At 35.4% G+C, this 15,710-nt stretch carries 16 protein-coding genes and 2 pseudogenes; 10 read left to right on the plus strand and 8 right to left on the minus strand.

What is annotated here, in order from left to right; translation table 11 throughout:
• The first annotated feature begins 14 nt into the window (after nucleotides 1–14).
• The 7 genes and pseudogenes from TI10_RS26455 (at nucleotide 15) to TI10_RS24855 (ending at nucleotide 3,850) form a co-directional block, all read left to right on the plus strand.
• A complete protein-coding gene (locus TI10_RS26455) occupies nucleotides 15–914 on the plus strand; it encodes a hypothetical protein (RefSeq protein WP_049582253.1) in 900 nt (299 codons plus the stop codon).
• Nucleotides 914–1,411: a siphovirus Gp157 family protein gene (locus TI10_RS05365; protein WP_049582254.1), complete on the plus strand. Its 498-nt coding sequence runs from the start codon at nucleotides 914–916 to the stop codon at nucleotides 1,409–1,411. The genes TI10_RS26455 and TI10_RS05365 overlap by 1 nt, the downstream gene beginning before the upstream one ends.
• 51 nt (nucleotides 1,412–1,462) lie before the next feature.
• Nucleotides 1,463–1,651: a hypothetical protein gene (locus TI10_RS05370; protein ID WP_011147664.1), complete on the plus strand. Its 189-nt coding sequence runs from the start codon at nucleotides 1,463–1,465 to the stop codon at nucleotides 1,649–1,651.
• A gap of 567 nt (nucleotides 1,652–2,218) precedes the next feature.
• A complete protein-coding gene (locus TI10_RS25595) occupies nucleotides 2,219–2,389 on the plus strand; it encodes a hypothetical protein (protein WP_167337833.1) in 171 nt (56 codons plus the stop codon).
• A 4-nt stretch (nucleotides 2,390–2,393) separates the two neighbouring features.
• On the plus strand, nucleotides 2,394–2,609 hold the full coding sequence (locus TI10_RS05380; RefSeq protein ID WP_049582256.1) for a hypothetical protein: 216 nt from the start codon (nucleotides 2,394–2,396) through the stop codon (nucleotides 2,607–2,609).
• A complete protein-coding gene (locus TI10_RS05385) occupies nucleotides 2,561–3,745 on the plus strand; it encodes a site-specific integrase (RefSeq protein ID WP_049582257.1) in 1,185 nt (394 codons plus the stop codon). Before TI10_RS05380 ends, TI10_RS05385 begins: the two co-directional genes overlap by 49 nt.
• 2 nt (nucleotides 3,746–3,747) lie before the next feature.
• A pseudogene (locus tag TI10_RS24855) lies at nucleotides 3,748–3,850 on the plus strand.
• A gap of 157 nt (nucleotides 3,851–4,007) precedes the next feature.
• Here the strand turns inward: TI10_RS24855 and TI10_RS23505 are convergent.
• The 3 genes and pseudogenes from TI10_RS23505 to TI10_RS05395 all read right to left on the minus strand — a co-directional run.
• Nucleotides 4,008–4,196, minus strand: a pseudogene (locus TI10_RS23505) (IS4 family transposase); the annotation flags it as partial.
• A gap of 112 nt (nucleotides 4,197–4,308) precedes the next feature.
• Entirely contained in the window at nucleotides 4,309–4,599 is a 291-nt protein-coding gene (gene nadS, locus TI10_RS05390; RefSeq protein WP_036777552.1) for a NadS family protein, read from the minus strand.
• 2 nt (nucleotides 4,600–4,601) lie between these two features.
• Nucleotides 4,602–4,913 carry a toxin HigB-2 gene (locus TI10_RS05395; protein ID WP_036777554.1) on the minus strand — a complete coding sequence of 104 codons (312 nt, stop codon included), beginning with the start codon at nucleotides 4,911–4,913 and terminating at the stop codon, nucleotides 4,602–4,604.
• 637 nt (nucleotides 4,914–5,550) lie between these two features.
• On the opposite strand from TI10_RS05395, the gene gapS6a reads away from it, so the two are divergent.
• The 3 genes from gapS6a (at nucleotide 5,551) to TI10_RS05410 (ending at nucleotide 10,428) form a co-directional block, all read left to right on the plus strand.
• Nucleotides 5,551–5,880, plus strand: a complete 330-nt coding sequence (gene gapS6a, locus TI10_RS05400) for a GapS6a family protein (RefSeq protein ID WP_036777559.1) — start codon at nucleotides 5,551–5,553, stop codon at nucleotides 5,878–5,880.
• Complete coding sequence (gapS6b, locus tag TI10_RS05405; protein WP_049582258.1) at nucleotides 5,880–9,176, plus strand: GapS6b family protein; 3,297 nt, start codon at nucleotides 5,880–5,882, stop codon at nucleotides 9,174–9,176. The genes gapS6a and gapS6b overlap by 1 nt, the downstream gene beginning before the upstream one ends.
• A 997-nt stretch (nucleotides 9,177–10,173) precedes the next feature.
• Nucleotides 10,174–10,428, plus strand: a complete 255-nt coding sequence (locus TI10_RS05410) for a YceK/YidQ family lipoprotein (protein WP_049582260.1) — start codon at nucleotides 10,174–10,176, stop codon at nucleotides 10,426–10,428.
• A gap of 620 nt (nucleotides 10,429–11,048) precedes the next feature.
• Here the strand turns inward: TI10_RS05410 and TI10_RS05415 are convergent.
• The 5 genes from TI10_RS05415 to TI10_RS05435 all read right to left on the minus strand — a co-directional run bounded on the left by TI10_RS05415 (nucleotide 11,049) and on the right by TI10_RS05435 (nucleotide 14,759).
• Nucleotides 11,049–11,336 (minus strand): gp53-like domain-containing protein, encoded by a 288-nt coding sequence (locus tag TI10_RS05415; protein ID WP_049582263.1) that lies wholly within the window; start codon nucleotides 11,334–11,336, stop codon nucleotides 11,049–11,051.
• A 1,039-nt stretch (nucleotides 11,337–12,375) separates the two neighbouring features.
• A complete protein-coding gene (locus TI10_RS05420; RefSeq protein ID WP_049582264.1) occupies nucleotides 12,376–12,963 on the minus strand; it encodes a putative adenosine monophosphate-protein transferase Fic in 588 nt (195 codons plus the stop codon).
• A 7-nt stretch (nucleotides 12,964–12,970) separates the two neighbouring features.
• Nucleotides 12,971–13,453: a YhfG family protein gene (locus tag TI10_RS05425; RefSeq protein ID WP_049582265.1), complete on the minus strand. Its 483-nt coding sequence runs from the start codon at nucleotides 13,451–13,453 to the stop codon at nucleotides 12,971–12,973.
• A 76-nt stretch (nucleotides 13,454–13,529) separates the two neighbouring features.
• Nucleotides 13,530–14,069, minus strand: a complete 540-nt coding sequence (locus TI10_RS05430) for a GNAT family N-acetyltransferase (protein WP_049582266.1) — start codon at nucleotides 14,067–14,069, stop codon at nucleotides 13,530–13,532.
• A gap of 204 nt (nucleotides 14,070–14,273) precedes the next feature.
• Entirely contained in the window at nucleotides 14,274–14,759 is a 486-nt protein-coding gene (locus TI10_RS05435) for a bactofilin family protein (protein ID WP_244161520.1), read from the minus strand.
• Between the last annotated feature and the right edge of the window lie 951 nt (nucleotides 14,760–15,710).

The raw sequence follows: 15,710 nt of genomic DNA on the forward strand, positions 1-15,710 counted from the left end.
ATGAAGTCACCTCATTGCCTCCTGCTGCTACCCTGAACACCAATGATGATAACTTCCAACATCGTGCCAATTTGCTGGAAGAAACTATCAAGGCACAAGGCGATGAGCAGCAAACGAATCTCCGTATCTGGAAAGCAGTCCAACGCACCGATCCCCACTTTACAAAACCATTAGAGGGAATGGGGTTCAACGGTACAAGCATAAACAGTAACTATATGTTTATGCGGGCAACAGAACTATTCGGACCATTCGGTTATGGATGGGGCTGTAATGTCACAGAAGAAAAACTGATCAATGGCGCCCCCATGTCAGAACCTATCTATGACGATAAAAATAAACAAATTGGGAGCCGATTCTTACGTGATTCTGACGGCACATTAATATGTGAACAAAATCACTCTATCAAAATTCTCTTTTGGTATCTGGTCGAATGTGACATTTGCGCTGAAATTGAAAGTTATGGTGCAACACCATACATGTACAGAACCAAATATGGAATTAAAACAGATGGAGAAGCCATCAAGAAATCACTCACCGATGCCATAAAGAAGGCGTTATCGATGCTTGGATTTTCTGCTGATGTATTTATGGGTATGCATGATAACCCTGAATATCTGGCCGACAACAACATTGAATTTGAAATCAAGGCCGCCAGTGATAAGGCCGAGGATCTAGTCAGATTACGCAAGGAACTAGACGATAAGTTCACCCGTAATACAGAAACTATGCGTACCGCTGTCAGCAAAAATGAAATTCGCGGCATAGCATCTACCCTTATCCGTGAATTAGGCATTCATTTAGGCAACGCCAAGGCCAAAGGAGACAAGGATTACGAAAAGTACTTATCCGGTCGTCTGCGTCGCTTGAATGAAATAGAGAAAGAATGTTTAACTCAATTAGAGAAAGCAAACTAATGACTACAACCGCAATTGCATTAGCAGCAGATTATGAAAAATTACAACAGTTGGTAGAAACTGGCGAATTCTCGTCAGAAGATATCGCCGATACACTTGAAAGTATCGAATGTACTATCGGTGATAAACTTGATGCTATCATGATCCATGTTCGCAATATCGAAGGCCAAGCCAGGACTCTTGCTGATGAGTCTAAGCGACTTACTGACCGTAAAAAATCATTCGAAAGGCAAGTAAAAAACCTAAAAAAGTATGCCCTGGATTGTTTACTGAAAGCGGGCATGGATTCACTACGAACTACCAAAAACACGTTCACAGCCAGAAAAGGTCTTATGAATGTCATCATTGATGATGAGTCAAAATTACCTGATGAGTTAGTTGATGTGCAGACAATTACCGCCCCGGACAAAAAAGCCATCAAAGAAGCTATTGAAAACGGTATCAATGTACCAGGAGCTCATATTGAAATCGGTGAGAGAAACCTGCAAGTACGTTAATATTCATTACGTCCCACAAATACTGGGGCAATAAATAATATGGAGTGATTTATGGCTGCACGATTAGAAATCATTATCTCGTTTGATGAAAACCTAAATAAATACCAAGTAGAATGGATAACAGGAGAAAGTCAAGATATTACAGATGAAGAAAAGAAAATCATTGCTCAGTTAAAAAATAAATTACTGGCCTCAATGGAAAATGAATTAACTGGGAATAACCAACATTACCTCCATTAGATATTTAACATTACCTTAAATTAACACAAGGTAATAATGTCAGAAAATAAATTCCACAAGCATGTAGAATTTACATTTGTATTTCTCGGCATGTATCTATTAGATGGAAAACAGCAGCAGAATGCGAGATTGAAGGTAAATTAAAAGAGACAGACCCATGTTAAGACATTCTCACAGCAAAAATGAAATTGTTAAATTAACGCTACCTGATGGTCGTAATGGGATCATCATTATCGATAGGAGTTGCAATGTACTCTATGATTTTCCGTTTGACGTCAAAATAATTCCAGTATCCAATTCTCAGGCTATCGAGAAAATGAGGGACCGAAAATGATATACGGTCTGTTTCTACTTGTATGTTCTTCGACAAACTGCCAGTACATTCCTTACAGCCATACTTACCCGGATGAAAAAAACTGCATAGCAGATATGGAGATGCAAAGTCCTGGAATTTTTGAGTGTTACCCATTGGAGCCATAATTCACACTCAAAACTGATTAAGCTTAATCAGAAATCAAGTAACATAATGAATAGCATGATGGTAAATCCACTGACCGGAGAACCATCATGCAACCCTGGCAACCAGGACAACAGTTATTAACCAACTTCGATATTAAATTGGGAAGATTAGCAGCCAGTGTCAAAAATACATCTTGCAATCAGGGTGATATTACCCGTGTTTGTGCTGTCGTTGATCTGATCATTATATCAATGATGAGGCAAAACCATGTGAGGTAAATAAATGGTGAATATTGAATGTGTTCCCATATCCGCTTATTGCTATACAACAGGGGAAACAGTTGATGCAATTAATAAGCGCATTCAGCGCGGCGTTTGGCGTGATGGCGTACATGTATTGAAAGTTGAAGGTGTTAAGGAACGCTGGATTGATTTAAATGAGGTAGCTAAGTGGGCCAGGAAAAACAGTATAGTAAATTGCCCAGAGGAATTACAGTAAGGAAACATCGTTCTGGTGAAACTATAAATATCTCTTTTACATACAAGGGGGTTAAATGCCGAGAACCCCTCTCAAATCTAGAAGTGACCCCCAAAAACATTAAATATGCCGAGCGCAAACTCGGCGAAATATATAATAAAATTGAACGGGATACTTTTATTTATGCTGAATATTTCCCTAATTCATCACGTCTAAAAATATTCGGGAATGTCAATAAAGGCAAAACAATAAAAGATTATTTAGATGAGTATTTAAAAATCTGTGAAACCCGCAATTTATCACCATCCACAATTAATGGATATAAAAAATGTAAAACTGCTTTATATGAATTACATAAAATTCCCGTTGTAGAGTTAACACCAGCAATATTAAAAACTTGGATTCAAAAACGATCAACGGCTCTGAAAACAATCAGGAATAATCTGTCATTTTTACGAAGCGCCATAGATGAAGCAGTTACTGATTGCCTGATTAGTATGAATCCTGTGAATTTAGTCACAGCATCACGGTATCAAACTGAACGAATAGAAAACGATAACGAATATATTGTTGACCCTCTATCTCCTAATGAAGTTACTGCATTACTGTCAGCGGCAGGCAATAAACAAAAACAATGGGAAAATTTATTCCTTTTTGCGATACATACAGGGCTTAGAAGCTCCGAGTTATGCGCGCTTCGATGGCAAGATATCGACTTCATTGGCAAAACCGCACATGTCCAATCGGCACGAGTAGTAGGAATAATAAAAGGAACGAAAACGAAAGCCGGTACCAGAAAAGTTGAACTGGACACTAACGCTATGTCAGCCCTATTAAATCAGAAGGCATTCACTTTTATGAAAGGCGAAGTGGTCTTTGAGGACCCGAAAAAAAGTGAAGCTTGGGCAGGTGCAGATGCCATTCGTAAAAAAGCCTGGGTACCCACACTAAAAAAGGCGGGAATTCGGTATCGCAATCCATATCAAACAAGGCATACATTTGCAACAAAGCACATCAGCCAAGGGGTTAATCTTTTCTGGCTTGCCGCTCAAATGGGGCATAAAGGTCCAGAGATGCTTTTCAGACATTATGGATCATATCTGAAGGAATATGATAGCAGCACATACAAACCTAAACAGGCCAGTGGTGAGACATGAAAGGAGCTGCAAAGGATACGCGGCGAAGATATTTCATAAAAATGTTATGTATAACAATAAGATGTAAAACAATTAACGCGGGTTCAACTCCCGCCAGCTCCACCAAATAAATCAAGGGGTTACGTGAGAACGTAGCCCTTTTTCTTTGTCTATGTCCACTTTACGTCCACCTATTTTATTTTTATGGGCATCAATGGACACTACCAGCACCGCCGCATTCCTTCTGGCTCATCGCTGAAACTACTTAAGGTACTTGAACGTAACGTTTAATTTTGTTTTTAACCTGCGCCCACCTGGGCAGAAAACGCCCGATACTGGTCAATATCAGCGATGCACCATTGAGCAGCGCAACGGTGGCGTCTATCAGGGCGTTCTGTCGGTATTGATGAAACGGTGCTAAGGCATCCCAGAAGAAATTATGGCATACTCGACGAACAGGCGTAGTAGTGATCTCGCTGAAATTGTTAACGCAATCAGTAGATCACATAATGTTATGCCTGTCTCATTTTTTCTGGGGATTCCTCAGTGCAGAAACGAGGCTTAGGAATTTTTATGTGCTCTACTTACATAGATAACGCCTTTAAAACATGAACCGGATCTTTCTCTATTGCCTTCAACAAAGCTTTTGCGGGTCCAGTTGGTTCACGCCTCCCCTGCTCCCAGTTTCGCAGGGTTCCAACATTAACAGAAATTAACTTAGCAAAACCGGTCTGACTTAAACCAGTTGCCTGACGAATATTCTTGACTTTTACTGCTTCAACGTGAGTTTCACGAGAGGCAGCACGTTCGCCGTTAATAATTTCGTTCATCTGTGTCATGCTTTCAGTTAGCCTGGAAAATAATTTACTATCCATTGTTACCACCCCTCATTTAGTGCTCTCAAGACTTTCTTTTCTGATTCACTAAGGTCATCCTTGATACCTTTTTTGTAAATCAACAACAGCCTGATATGTGAGACATCTACTTTATAGTAATAAATAATGCGCACACCGCCTCGCTTACCTTTACCTCCAGATGCCCATCTGACTTTACGTAAGCCACCAGTGTGTTGGATAACATCACCAGCAATAGGGTTGTCTGCAAGATATTGCTGAAACTCGCGATATTCACCTTCACTTAACAACTCTTTACAATCTTCAGTGAAGATATGAGTCTCAATAAATATCATGTATCAGTGCGCCATTGGTGTATATTTTAAGTGATGATATACGCCTTATCGGTATAAGTCAATGGCGCATATACAACATATTGTTGTAACCGAGGCTGCTCTCCTCTAATGAGCGATATTGGGTTGCGTCAACAGTGCTGAAATCAGGGAAATAAAGTAGCCTAAGACCCTTAACGATTTTCGAAAAATTTATCTCCGGAAACTGCATAAGGGTTCCCTGAAATAAATGCATACCAAGCGCTTCCTTCAAGTTATTTTCAATCCGCTGATTAGCTTGCTTAATTGCATAATCTTCGCTTTCAGCTAGTTCCCTGTTGAATTGCCCTACGCGCTGCTCAAGAGGATGGGCTGTTCCAGCTTTTCGGCATTCATCCAGTTCCTTACGGCATAAAGCTTAGCAGACGAGCGAACCGAGATTGCTTCATCTCGTAGCTTGACTTCAGCATCATCCCCCACAAACCAAATTAAAACAGACAGTTAAAATAGAACCCAATGTTGCAACTTATGGCGCTCAAGTTCCTCAGCAGCAATTTCTTCATGAAGATAGGTTACCAATTCTAAGGTATCATCTAAAGGAGGTTGATTTTTTATAAAAAAGAGTGATTTTTAGCACACTACTATGGCATTAGGAGTTGATATGGACTTTATGAGCAGCACAATCCTTTCAGGGATTCTTTATGACGGTTTTGTCAAAGGGGCTAAAATCTCGGCCAGCTTTTTAAAAGAAAAATTGCAGGGATGGTTATTTGACGATGCTTTAATCGAAAAATTATCCGATAGACTAAATGACCTTGATTTAGATGAGTTAGGTCAGCATGCGATCAAAAAGCGTATTGATAACTCTCCCGAAATACTGCAATGCATGCAAGGTATTAAGCAGGAGCAAACTATTGGTTCTGTTAATCAAAACCACTATGGTACTGGTGATAATGTTGCGGGAAATAAAGTTATCAACAACGGGAAATAATGGAAAAGCAAATTCATACTGGATCAGGGGATAATGTTGGCAATAACAAAATTGTCAACATTATTAATAGCATTGAACCTAAAGATATTAGAAGGTTCATTGATGATTTAATGCACGACATTTCTTACAGAAAGATATCCGAAGCTGAAAAGAAGATAAACGCCATTACAAATATTGATGCACTGGACAATAATGTAAAATCAATATTAAATGCATTGAAGGTTAAAATTTCCTTGGTTCAAGGAAAGACGGATTTACCTAAACAAGAAATACAAGTCCTTCTGAGAAACCCAGCATTGAGTAATGAAGTTAGAGACGCAGTTCTCTCAATACTCATTCACCTAGAATCCCACGTTCAACTCGAATCTGCTCGAGAGAGATATCTTTTCACAGAATTGAAGGGACCATATTCTAATGAGGTTTTTTTCGAACACTTAGCAACTATTGATGAAATTAACTCATCATTTAATAGCTCAGAAAAATTAAATTTTTTAGAGCAAGAGATTATAGGTCTGATCCGAGGCTCATTGAGAAATAGAGATTTTAAAACGGCATATGGCATTAGTGATTATCTAAATAAAAATTACCCATCTGAAAACTCGATGTTTTTCATGCTTCATTATGAAACACTTTTATTTTTAAAAGAAATTAAGAATCGACATATTCTTTCATTTGATAAAAAACAAAAAAATCATATTGACAGTTTAGTTAGTACACTTCTAAAGAATTTTGCATCAGATATACCTCGTTATACATCACCGTTAATAAATCAACTTTATATTACTAACTTTACTGATAGAAAGCTGCTTGAACTTGCTCAGAAATATTTGAATAAAATATCAGAAGTAAGTCCCGAATGTGCCGAAGTTATTTCAAAAATAACTAATAGAACAACCTTGCAAAATACAAAATTTTCTTTACCTAAAGAAATAAAAAGTATTGAGACATTCTCTGAACTTGACGAGTTATTAAAAACTGATTTATTTGATAAAACCTTACTAGCTGACTGGAGAGGTGATGGAGGAAAAATTAGCACTAACGATAGTTACATTAACGCCCTCCTCGAACTCCAGGTTTCTGTTTGGTTATGTATTCCTCAAGATAAAAAAGCCATTTTTGATTTAGGGAAACAAGCTGAAGAATTCTTGAATTTTGACGCAACTCGATACAAGGAAATAAACCCATCCAACTTAATTTTTTTATGCGAAAGATTTATGGACTTAAGTCTTCCGCTAATTGCAGTAAAGTACCTACAACCTATATTACCTGACGAACCATGGTTGTCTCCACTTTTAGAAAGTTTATTGCAAGCTTTATACTTAAGTGACCAAAATGATCTTTTTTTCAAGAAACTAGCCCTGTTTTCAGATGATGAAAAAAGTGAGTTAGTATGGTTGCTAGAAGCTCAGGCATATGAGCGCTTACAAAAAAACGATGATGCCATTAGAGCAATCCAAGCAGCAATTAAACTAGAGAATAAAAATGCTTACTCATGGGATTTGCTATTAAATTTATACCAAAATAAGAACATAAGTAAAATTGATTTAACTAATATGGTCATGGGAATTCCAGAAGAGATTTTTTCCACATACCACGAATCAAAGATCCCTTTATTAAATAGCATAGCAAAATTTGTAGACCATAATATTTCCGAGAGAGTTTTAGTAGACTGGTTTGTAGTAAACCCCAATAAATTGGCAAAATATCTTATAGATATTCATCATAACTCCTTGATGTTTCGCTCTGAGGTAAACAAATTTGTATACTTGCCAAGATTTTGCATTAAAGGGGTCGAATTTGACGATGGATTTAGAAAACATAAACGCATCTTAGTAAAGGATATAGTAACTGAGCACCCTCTATTTCTTAATGTGAATTCGCCATTAGGAAAGGTAATAGAAAAATTAGCGATCGGGGAAACCATCGATGATCCTATGCTTGGGGAATTAACCCTTACAGATGAAACTCCTGCATTTGTCGCTGCATATCAAGCAGCGATAAAAATAAGAGATCAAAATAATGATGGATCAGACGCATTTAAATTATTTGAATTACCGCCTAATGATGATGATTTTCTCCCATATTTTGAAAAAATTTTACTCCGCTACTCTAATAAACCCTCCCAACACAATCCTATACTTCTAAACCCTAACATTCCGCTCTGCATGAGGGGCAACCTCACACACTCTGGCGATTATTTTCGCGCAGCATATTTTCATCTAACATCAAAAGAAACAACGCAATATATAAATCTATATGATCAAGGCATAATCGACCCACATAAAGTGATAGTTGATATATATACATCTATCTATCTTTCTCTGATGGGTTTTATTTCAATAATTGTAAAAAAATCCATCACCATTGTAATATCAAATTACACCAAAATCACTTTGGAAAATTGGATTACAAATATAACGAGAGAAGATTATCTTTCATTTGATATCACCACTCTTGGAATACAACAGATTACGGCAGAAGACATTCGAAAAAATCTTTATGATTTCATTCAAGAATTACAATTGCTACTTAGCATTGCAGAAGATGAAAATCTCAATGTCGTAGACACCCCTGAAAACCTTGTGAAAATAAAGAACTTAATAGACCCAACTATTTTTTCTACGATTCAACTTTCGTATGCAAATGAAATCCCCTGGCTAAGCATTGATCATTTACTTTGTATATTAGCTCAGAATTCAGATTTCCCAGTGGCGAATATGGATAATTTCTTAAGGGAGATCATAAACTCATCAACTTATAAAGAAAGAAAAAAAAGCATTTTTATTAGTTTGATCTGTGGTCTTTCTGTTCCTGTCTTCTATAAAGATATAGCTATATTAAGTTGTTCTCATGAGAAAAATGATATTTATTTTGTTGCAAAATTCATTGAAAAGCATAAGTTCCCTAATAACACTTCTAGTGAAGCCTTGAACTTTCTTTCAGAAATAATGAGAAATGTAATAATAAAAGCATATTTAGATAGAGATATTTTGATTGGGGGACGTTCTTCTAATCCAATTTATGATGGGTATGAAGAATATGTTTTTAATGTTTGCTGCCATACAGCAACTTTATGCCTCGAAGGAAAGACCGCAGAAGCAAGAGTTGCATTGCTAATTTCAGAAACTCTAAAACCTTTTTACCATATTGTTTCTTTCCGAAAGTTAGTTTTCAATTTAGCAACATCGTTTTCAACTGGTCATTTCTTAGATATAGAAGCTATCAATAATGAACTCGAGAAAATCATTACAATTCGAAACGATACTACTGACTCACCGAGTGACACTCGAATATAAATAAAACAACACAGTCTCTCACAGCAAATTGGGATAACAGCGTTACGATTAAAATTAAGCCTCCACTTTCTTTTATTGAAGAAACTATAGCAAAACATCCAAAACTGAAATCATACAATCAAAATATTTTCAAATATATATTATTACACTGAACTGTCCCACAATCTGAAGAATACGAGGACTCATTTTCTATTGGAAATATTTAACTAATGAGAACAAATAGTTTACAGAAATTAAGAAAGCCACTAAATGGTATCGAGTTGTAATCAAACAAGGAAGAAGGCTTTACATGCTTCAAAGTGCTCTTTTAGGTCAAAACCATCTGATTGTAATTAACCCTGACTTGCAAAAGAAAATTTCGGAAGTTATAGGCTACAAAATTGACAGGACGTTATCATTACATCCAATTAGAGCTACACTATTTTTTCATTGGAACGTTACCCAGTAGCGAATATTCAACAAGAAAAAGCTCAGTATATTCCACTTGCTTTTTGCAATAACTGGCCCTTAACTTTGGTTATATTTATACTCCAGCGTTGTAATGAATCAAACTGATTACTAGCTAATGAATGGCGCATACAACGAGTCTGTGTAGTATATTTATGCAACTTCTTCATGTAATCGTTTAAAATGTTCCCTTTCAAATGAAGAGCTTTTAACATACACATCAATGACCGTGTAACTAATATACATTGAGTTCATTTTATCTACTCATCTGTCAAGCGACATAAGCATATTGCCTACTTTGTTTATTGTTTTCTCATAAGTTTTTTTAAACATTTTTGGTAACCTGTACACTGGCATTAAAGACTCCCAAGCAATCGTTTAATAGCCGATATCCGTACAATATCAAGTGATTAAGTAAATAATGTGAACGTATATAAAAATATCTGGGTTTAATTAAAACTGGGATGAATTTGTTAATCTTGTATTTTCAATTTGAAATCTGGATGTTACTATTCAATATATTAACTCAATTATATCAGGAGTATTACCAATGCTAAAATCTATCGGAGTTGTCTTAATTTCAGCTATTTTAAGCGGATGTGGAACCTTTGGCTCTCGTGTAACTCACGGCTATGAATGCAAAGTCTACCCAGCAACTCAATTTGATATACAAGGTATTAAGGAAGGCTATCCATTTTCAAGCCTGATAGACATTCCATTCTCAATAATCACAGACACACTTATACTTCCGTGGGATACTCATCGTTTATACACTGATGAAATATGCAAAAAACCACATCCTTAAAAAACCATGCTAAATTATATTAATCAACACCCGCTAAAATAAGCTAAACCGGATGAAGCAACTCTTCTATACCCAATGGATTTCAAGATGCATCGCGACGGCAAGGGAGCGAATCCCCGGGAGCATAGAGAACTATGTGACCGGGGTGAGTGAGTGCAGCCAACAAAGAGGCAACTTGAAAGATAACGGGTATATAAAACTCAGAATAAAAGCCATGCTAACAATCCATACTCAGGTTGATACCACTTCAATAATAAACAGATTTCCTACACAAAAATTCTTTACGTTCCCCGTTTTTCCGTCAATCTCTAGATTAATAAATTCACTCCTTAAAGCGTATAAATGCCATTTGATATAATGCTCTATTCAGATATAAGCATATTTTACGTATTTATTATCTACCATCTTTCTAAGCCGTAGTCTTTTCTCCCGCATACCCAACCAGATAATAGCGGACAATGGTTAATCTAAATCCCGACGAGCATCTTATAAAAATTGCTCCCTATGTATATATAGATTGACATACAATATTATGGGAGCAATTCACTAAATAGCTTTCAATATAATTTCTCTTCAATTCCAAAGCTAGAATATATTACCCACTGTTAATAACATATTACTCAATATCCTATTGCAAACCAATATGAACCTAAATTATCACGCCCAATTACAGCACTGGTGGAATTAAATTCATAAACTGTTGAATAGTTATCCGCAGGAATCGCATTAGCATAGACACTAACTTGCATAGATAAGCATGCAGTAGGAAATGGGATTGGATAGGTTATTGTATTTTGTCCAGGACCGGCTTTCGGATTATATCCCCATTGATAAATTATTCCGGTATCTCCACATTTCCACCAACCGTTTACAGCTTTTAGGGCAGTATTTTCAGCGATATTAATCATGGATACTCCTTAAGGTTAATAATTAATATTTTCTTCAAAAGAGATCTACCGACTAAATCATTTGATTACATAAATCATGCATTGATAATTCACTTTAACTATAGTAGATCTTAAATAAATCATGATGAATTATTTTTATCGATAATAGTGATTAACCATTACTGAGAAATTAATACTAATAAATAGTTTTGAAGACAAAAAATATAAAAAGTTATTTATTAATAATATCATAAAATTACCTTACAACATCTACTGTTTCACTTATGTTATATCCAGAAACACCTGCCTATAAATATGAATGCAACAATACAAATAAAAAAATTTTATTTTAACTTTCACAATATTAATATTAAATGAATGTATTTCCATTAAAAAAATAATAAAAACAATATATTGAAAGATAAAATACCAAAAAATCAATATTGAATTATTCATCATTATTAATAAATAACAATTATTTACCCATCCTTCGTCACAAATCCACCGGCGTTAATTCAACAGATTTTCAACGATACAACAAAAAATTATACAAAAAATGAACTTATTACCTACTATTAAACAATAATTAGTAACTCAGATAAATTATTTGGCTCCAATAAACCCCTGATGAGGTATCAACTATGAAAAAGTTATCAGCTTGTCTTTTAGCGTTAAGTATTGCCACTTTCTCCTCCAATTCGGCGTTCGCAACTATCTGTTTGCAAAGCGATAAGCCTCTGACCAAATGTACTCAAGTATGCGGACCAATAGCTCTTTATAGTATTTTTTTCTCAATAGCTTGCTTTTAAATAAATCAATAACAAGCAAAAGTGACAGGAATAGTTTTATTCTTGTCACTTTACCATGTGGTTATCACTCTCATTCATAATGATATATCTTTACGCAGCTCAATTATTTTAATGACTACTGATCGCCCAGCACACTAAGTAAATCTAATAGCAACCAATATAAGGACATAATTAAAGCTATTTTTCTGCCTATTTAAGTTTATTATTTCTTAAAATCATATTCATAAATAATCAATAAAATAGCCAAAATATTAAACAGAAACACAATTTTTAAAAATTTTTATTAATGGCTGATAGTTACATTGATAAGCAGAAATATTAGCGTCAATCCACTGCTTAGCATTTATAGATTCAAAAGAGATTTTATATCCACAGTTTATAACAATATATTCAAATAATAACCGCTGTGTTCGCCCATTTCCTTCTCTAAAAGGATGAATCACATTTAATTCTGCATAATATTCAGCAAGTTTTTCAATAAGCTTTTTATGATTTAATCCCTCAAGATAATTCTCATTCTCCAACATATTAAATATCCTATTCCCTTCTATCTCAATACATTTAGCATGACAGAAACGGGTATCCCCTTTAGATATATCAATTATTCTTAGCTGACCAGCCCAATCATACAAATCAGAAAATATCTGTTTATGAAGTTGACACCAAAAGGCTAAATCGTAAGGTGGTTCCTGGAATGAAATATTCAATATAGCAAGTTCAGTGAGTTCCCTTTCTGCCTGTTCAAGCACAACAGGATCACGAATACCTAATTTATTAATAAGTGTGTCTATATCCTGATATGTGTAGGGATCTTGCCCTGCTCCATATTTATCCACCATAATTACCTCATTGTAAACTATATTTTCTAATTAGTTTATCTTTAAGATTTTTTTGCTCTTTCGGCGTTTCAGGCAAATTATTCATAACTATATTCATCCCTTCAAGACGCATACTTTCTCTATAATTTTTTAATTTTACACGATCAAAATAATGTTTTTTTTCACTATAGGTTGTCATAATTGTTTTTCTATTCTTTTGGTTTCTAATATCTTTCTCTTGCTGACGGGAATATTTAAACTTAGCCAAATCCAAACTACTCAATTTACCATTAATCGCCTGACCGCTTTCAAATATTCCCCAAGAAATAACTTCGAAATAACTAATCTTCCCATTTCTAATACGGTTAATCTTTACTTCTAACTCTTGTTGCAATATTTGCAAGACCTGTTGCACCTTACGCTCAGATATCCCTGTCGCTTCTACAATTGAGCGGGTATTAGGATGATTTAATTTAGTCAAGGCCGCCATAACAGCTAATTCATATTTCATTTGAATTTCCAAGATACAATCTATGCAACTGTAGTATAAAACATCAAAGTAATGAAAACCAGAAAAGAGAATAACGCTATTGTTGACGAATCCGGTAAAGCACATGTTCATGAAGCAGGTGCCCATTCGGTAATGAAGGATGCAAGAAAGTATTTTCATCTTTCACCATGCCAAGCCGCTGCATAACTTTTTGAGATCGCAAATTAGAAATTGTCGTAAATGCAACTATTTCCTCAAGTTTTAATTGGGTAAAGGCAAAATCCAAAGCTTTACGAGCAGCTTCACTGGCATAACCTTTACCCCAAAATGGCTTATCAAGACGCCATCCAATTTCAACACAAGGGGAAAACGGTAATTCCGCCACAGGAATATTCAAACCAACAAAACCAATAAAATCCCCGGTTTCTTTCAGCTCTACAGCCCATAATCCCCAACCTCCCTGTTGCTCAAATCTCTGGATAATTGTATCCACCATCGTATTACTCTGTTCCGCCGTCAAAGTGGCAGGAAAATATTCCATGACTTCCGCGCTACTATTCAAATGGCAAAATGGTAATCTGTCTTCTTCTCTCCATGCACGCATGATTAATCTGTCTGTCTCCAACATCACAATCATATTCTTCTCCTCTCAATATTAGTTAACAAACAGGATACTTACCATGTGACAAACCACATACTTCAATTAGAGTGATTAAAACAATTAAATAGATAGATTGCTATAATAAACAAAACTAAAGAGAAAATAGAGCAATTCGTAAAAGCTAACAGGGAAGGCCCGTGCTGGAAGGATCTGAGTCAGATGTCACACGGGCCAGGTTTATCAGGCACTTGTTTTTACCGTGGCCTTATCTTTAGATTTATCATTATTGGTGTCTTTTATTGGTACAACCCGTTCGGATGCAGTTTTATTTTCAACCTGTTCCGACTGCCCAAAAAACAAGCCTCCACGCTTGATAGACATACTGCTGCAACGACTGATTCCACGCAACTCACCATGTTCAAGAATATCCAACGTCGCTGCACAACAGGTTCCTTCAACATCGCCATCAATAATGATTTCCGGCGCACTAAGTTCACCTTCAACCCGTCCAGCATGCATAATGCGGATCGCGCCCTCTTTCACCCGGATATTGCCAATCACTTTGCCCCAAATCTGTATATCGCCTTCTACATCAATATCGCCCTTAAATACCGAGCTTTTGGCAACAATAGTACAACGACGAGCTTCTGCACTAGCGTTCTTTTTATCATCAACAAATTGAGACACAGACTCAACAGCCAATGCCTCTGATTTTTTTCCAAACATAGTTTTTAATCTCGACCTCATGTGAATAAAGCAAAATATTAGCGCCAAAAAAGAGAGAATCGCGGTCACTGCACAGCCAAAAAGATTACCAGCCAGATAGAATCCCAGAGCAATGCTCCACATGATCCATATACAGCTCAAAAAAATGTTGTCCGAAAAACGATGTTTTGCCATGTTTGTTCACGTTTTTGTTATTTTTCATGCTTTTTTCATTAGGAAATACAAAACCAAAATCACTATTTTAACAGAACAGATAACCATCAATGCTAAAGGAAAGCCGGTATTTACAACGTTATTAAACGGTTAAAGCCTATACCCGTTATCTTTCAAGTTGCCTCTTTGTTGGCTGCGCTCCCTTGCCGTCGCGATGCATCTTGATATCCATAGGGTATATATTCATTCTTGGATAACAATTAACAAGGAAAAATTAACATTAAAATAGAAACCTTATTTTTATAATTGTTAACATAAACCAAAAATAAAGTCACGCCATTAATGTTTAATTTTATTTACAAATAATACGTTATAAAAATCTTTCTCAATTAATATCTATTGATATTTATCTAACAAACATATTTCTTATTTATACAAAAAAATTAATTTATTAAAATTATCAATATTATTGCTTGATAAAAACACAATTAATATCCGATAAATCAATTTATCTTTATGAATAAATGATTCAATTATAAGCTCATAAGACTAATTATAGATTGGATAAATCACTAAATTCTTCATTTAAACTATATTATCGTATAGACTAATGAATACTAAAAATCTATTTTATCCATTCCTTTTATTCATTAGTTTTATATGAATATAAAAAATAGATAAGATTGGTATGAAAATAATTCAATATGGAGATATAAAGAATAGAAAATTCTATAGTGAGACAACTTAAACGCCGAAATTTTATTGAAAATAATCAGACTACACCTATCTCATAATCAA

Source organism: Photorhabdus luminescens subsp. luminescens (assembly GCF_001083805.1).
GTDB classification, from domain to species: Bacteria; Pseudomonadota; Gammaproteobacteria; order Enterobacterales; family Enterobacteriaceae; genus Photorhabdus; species Photorhabdus luminescens.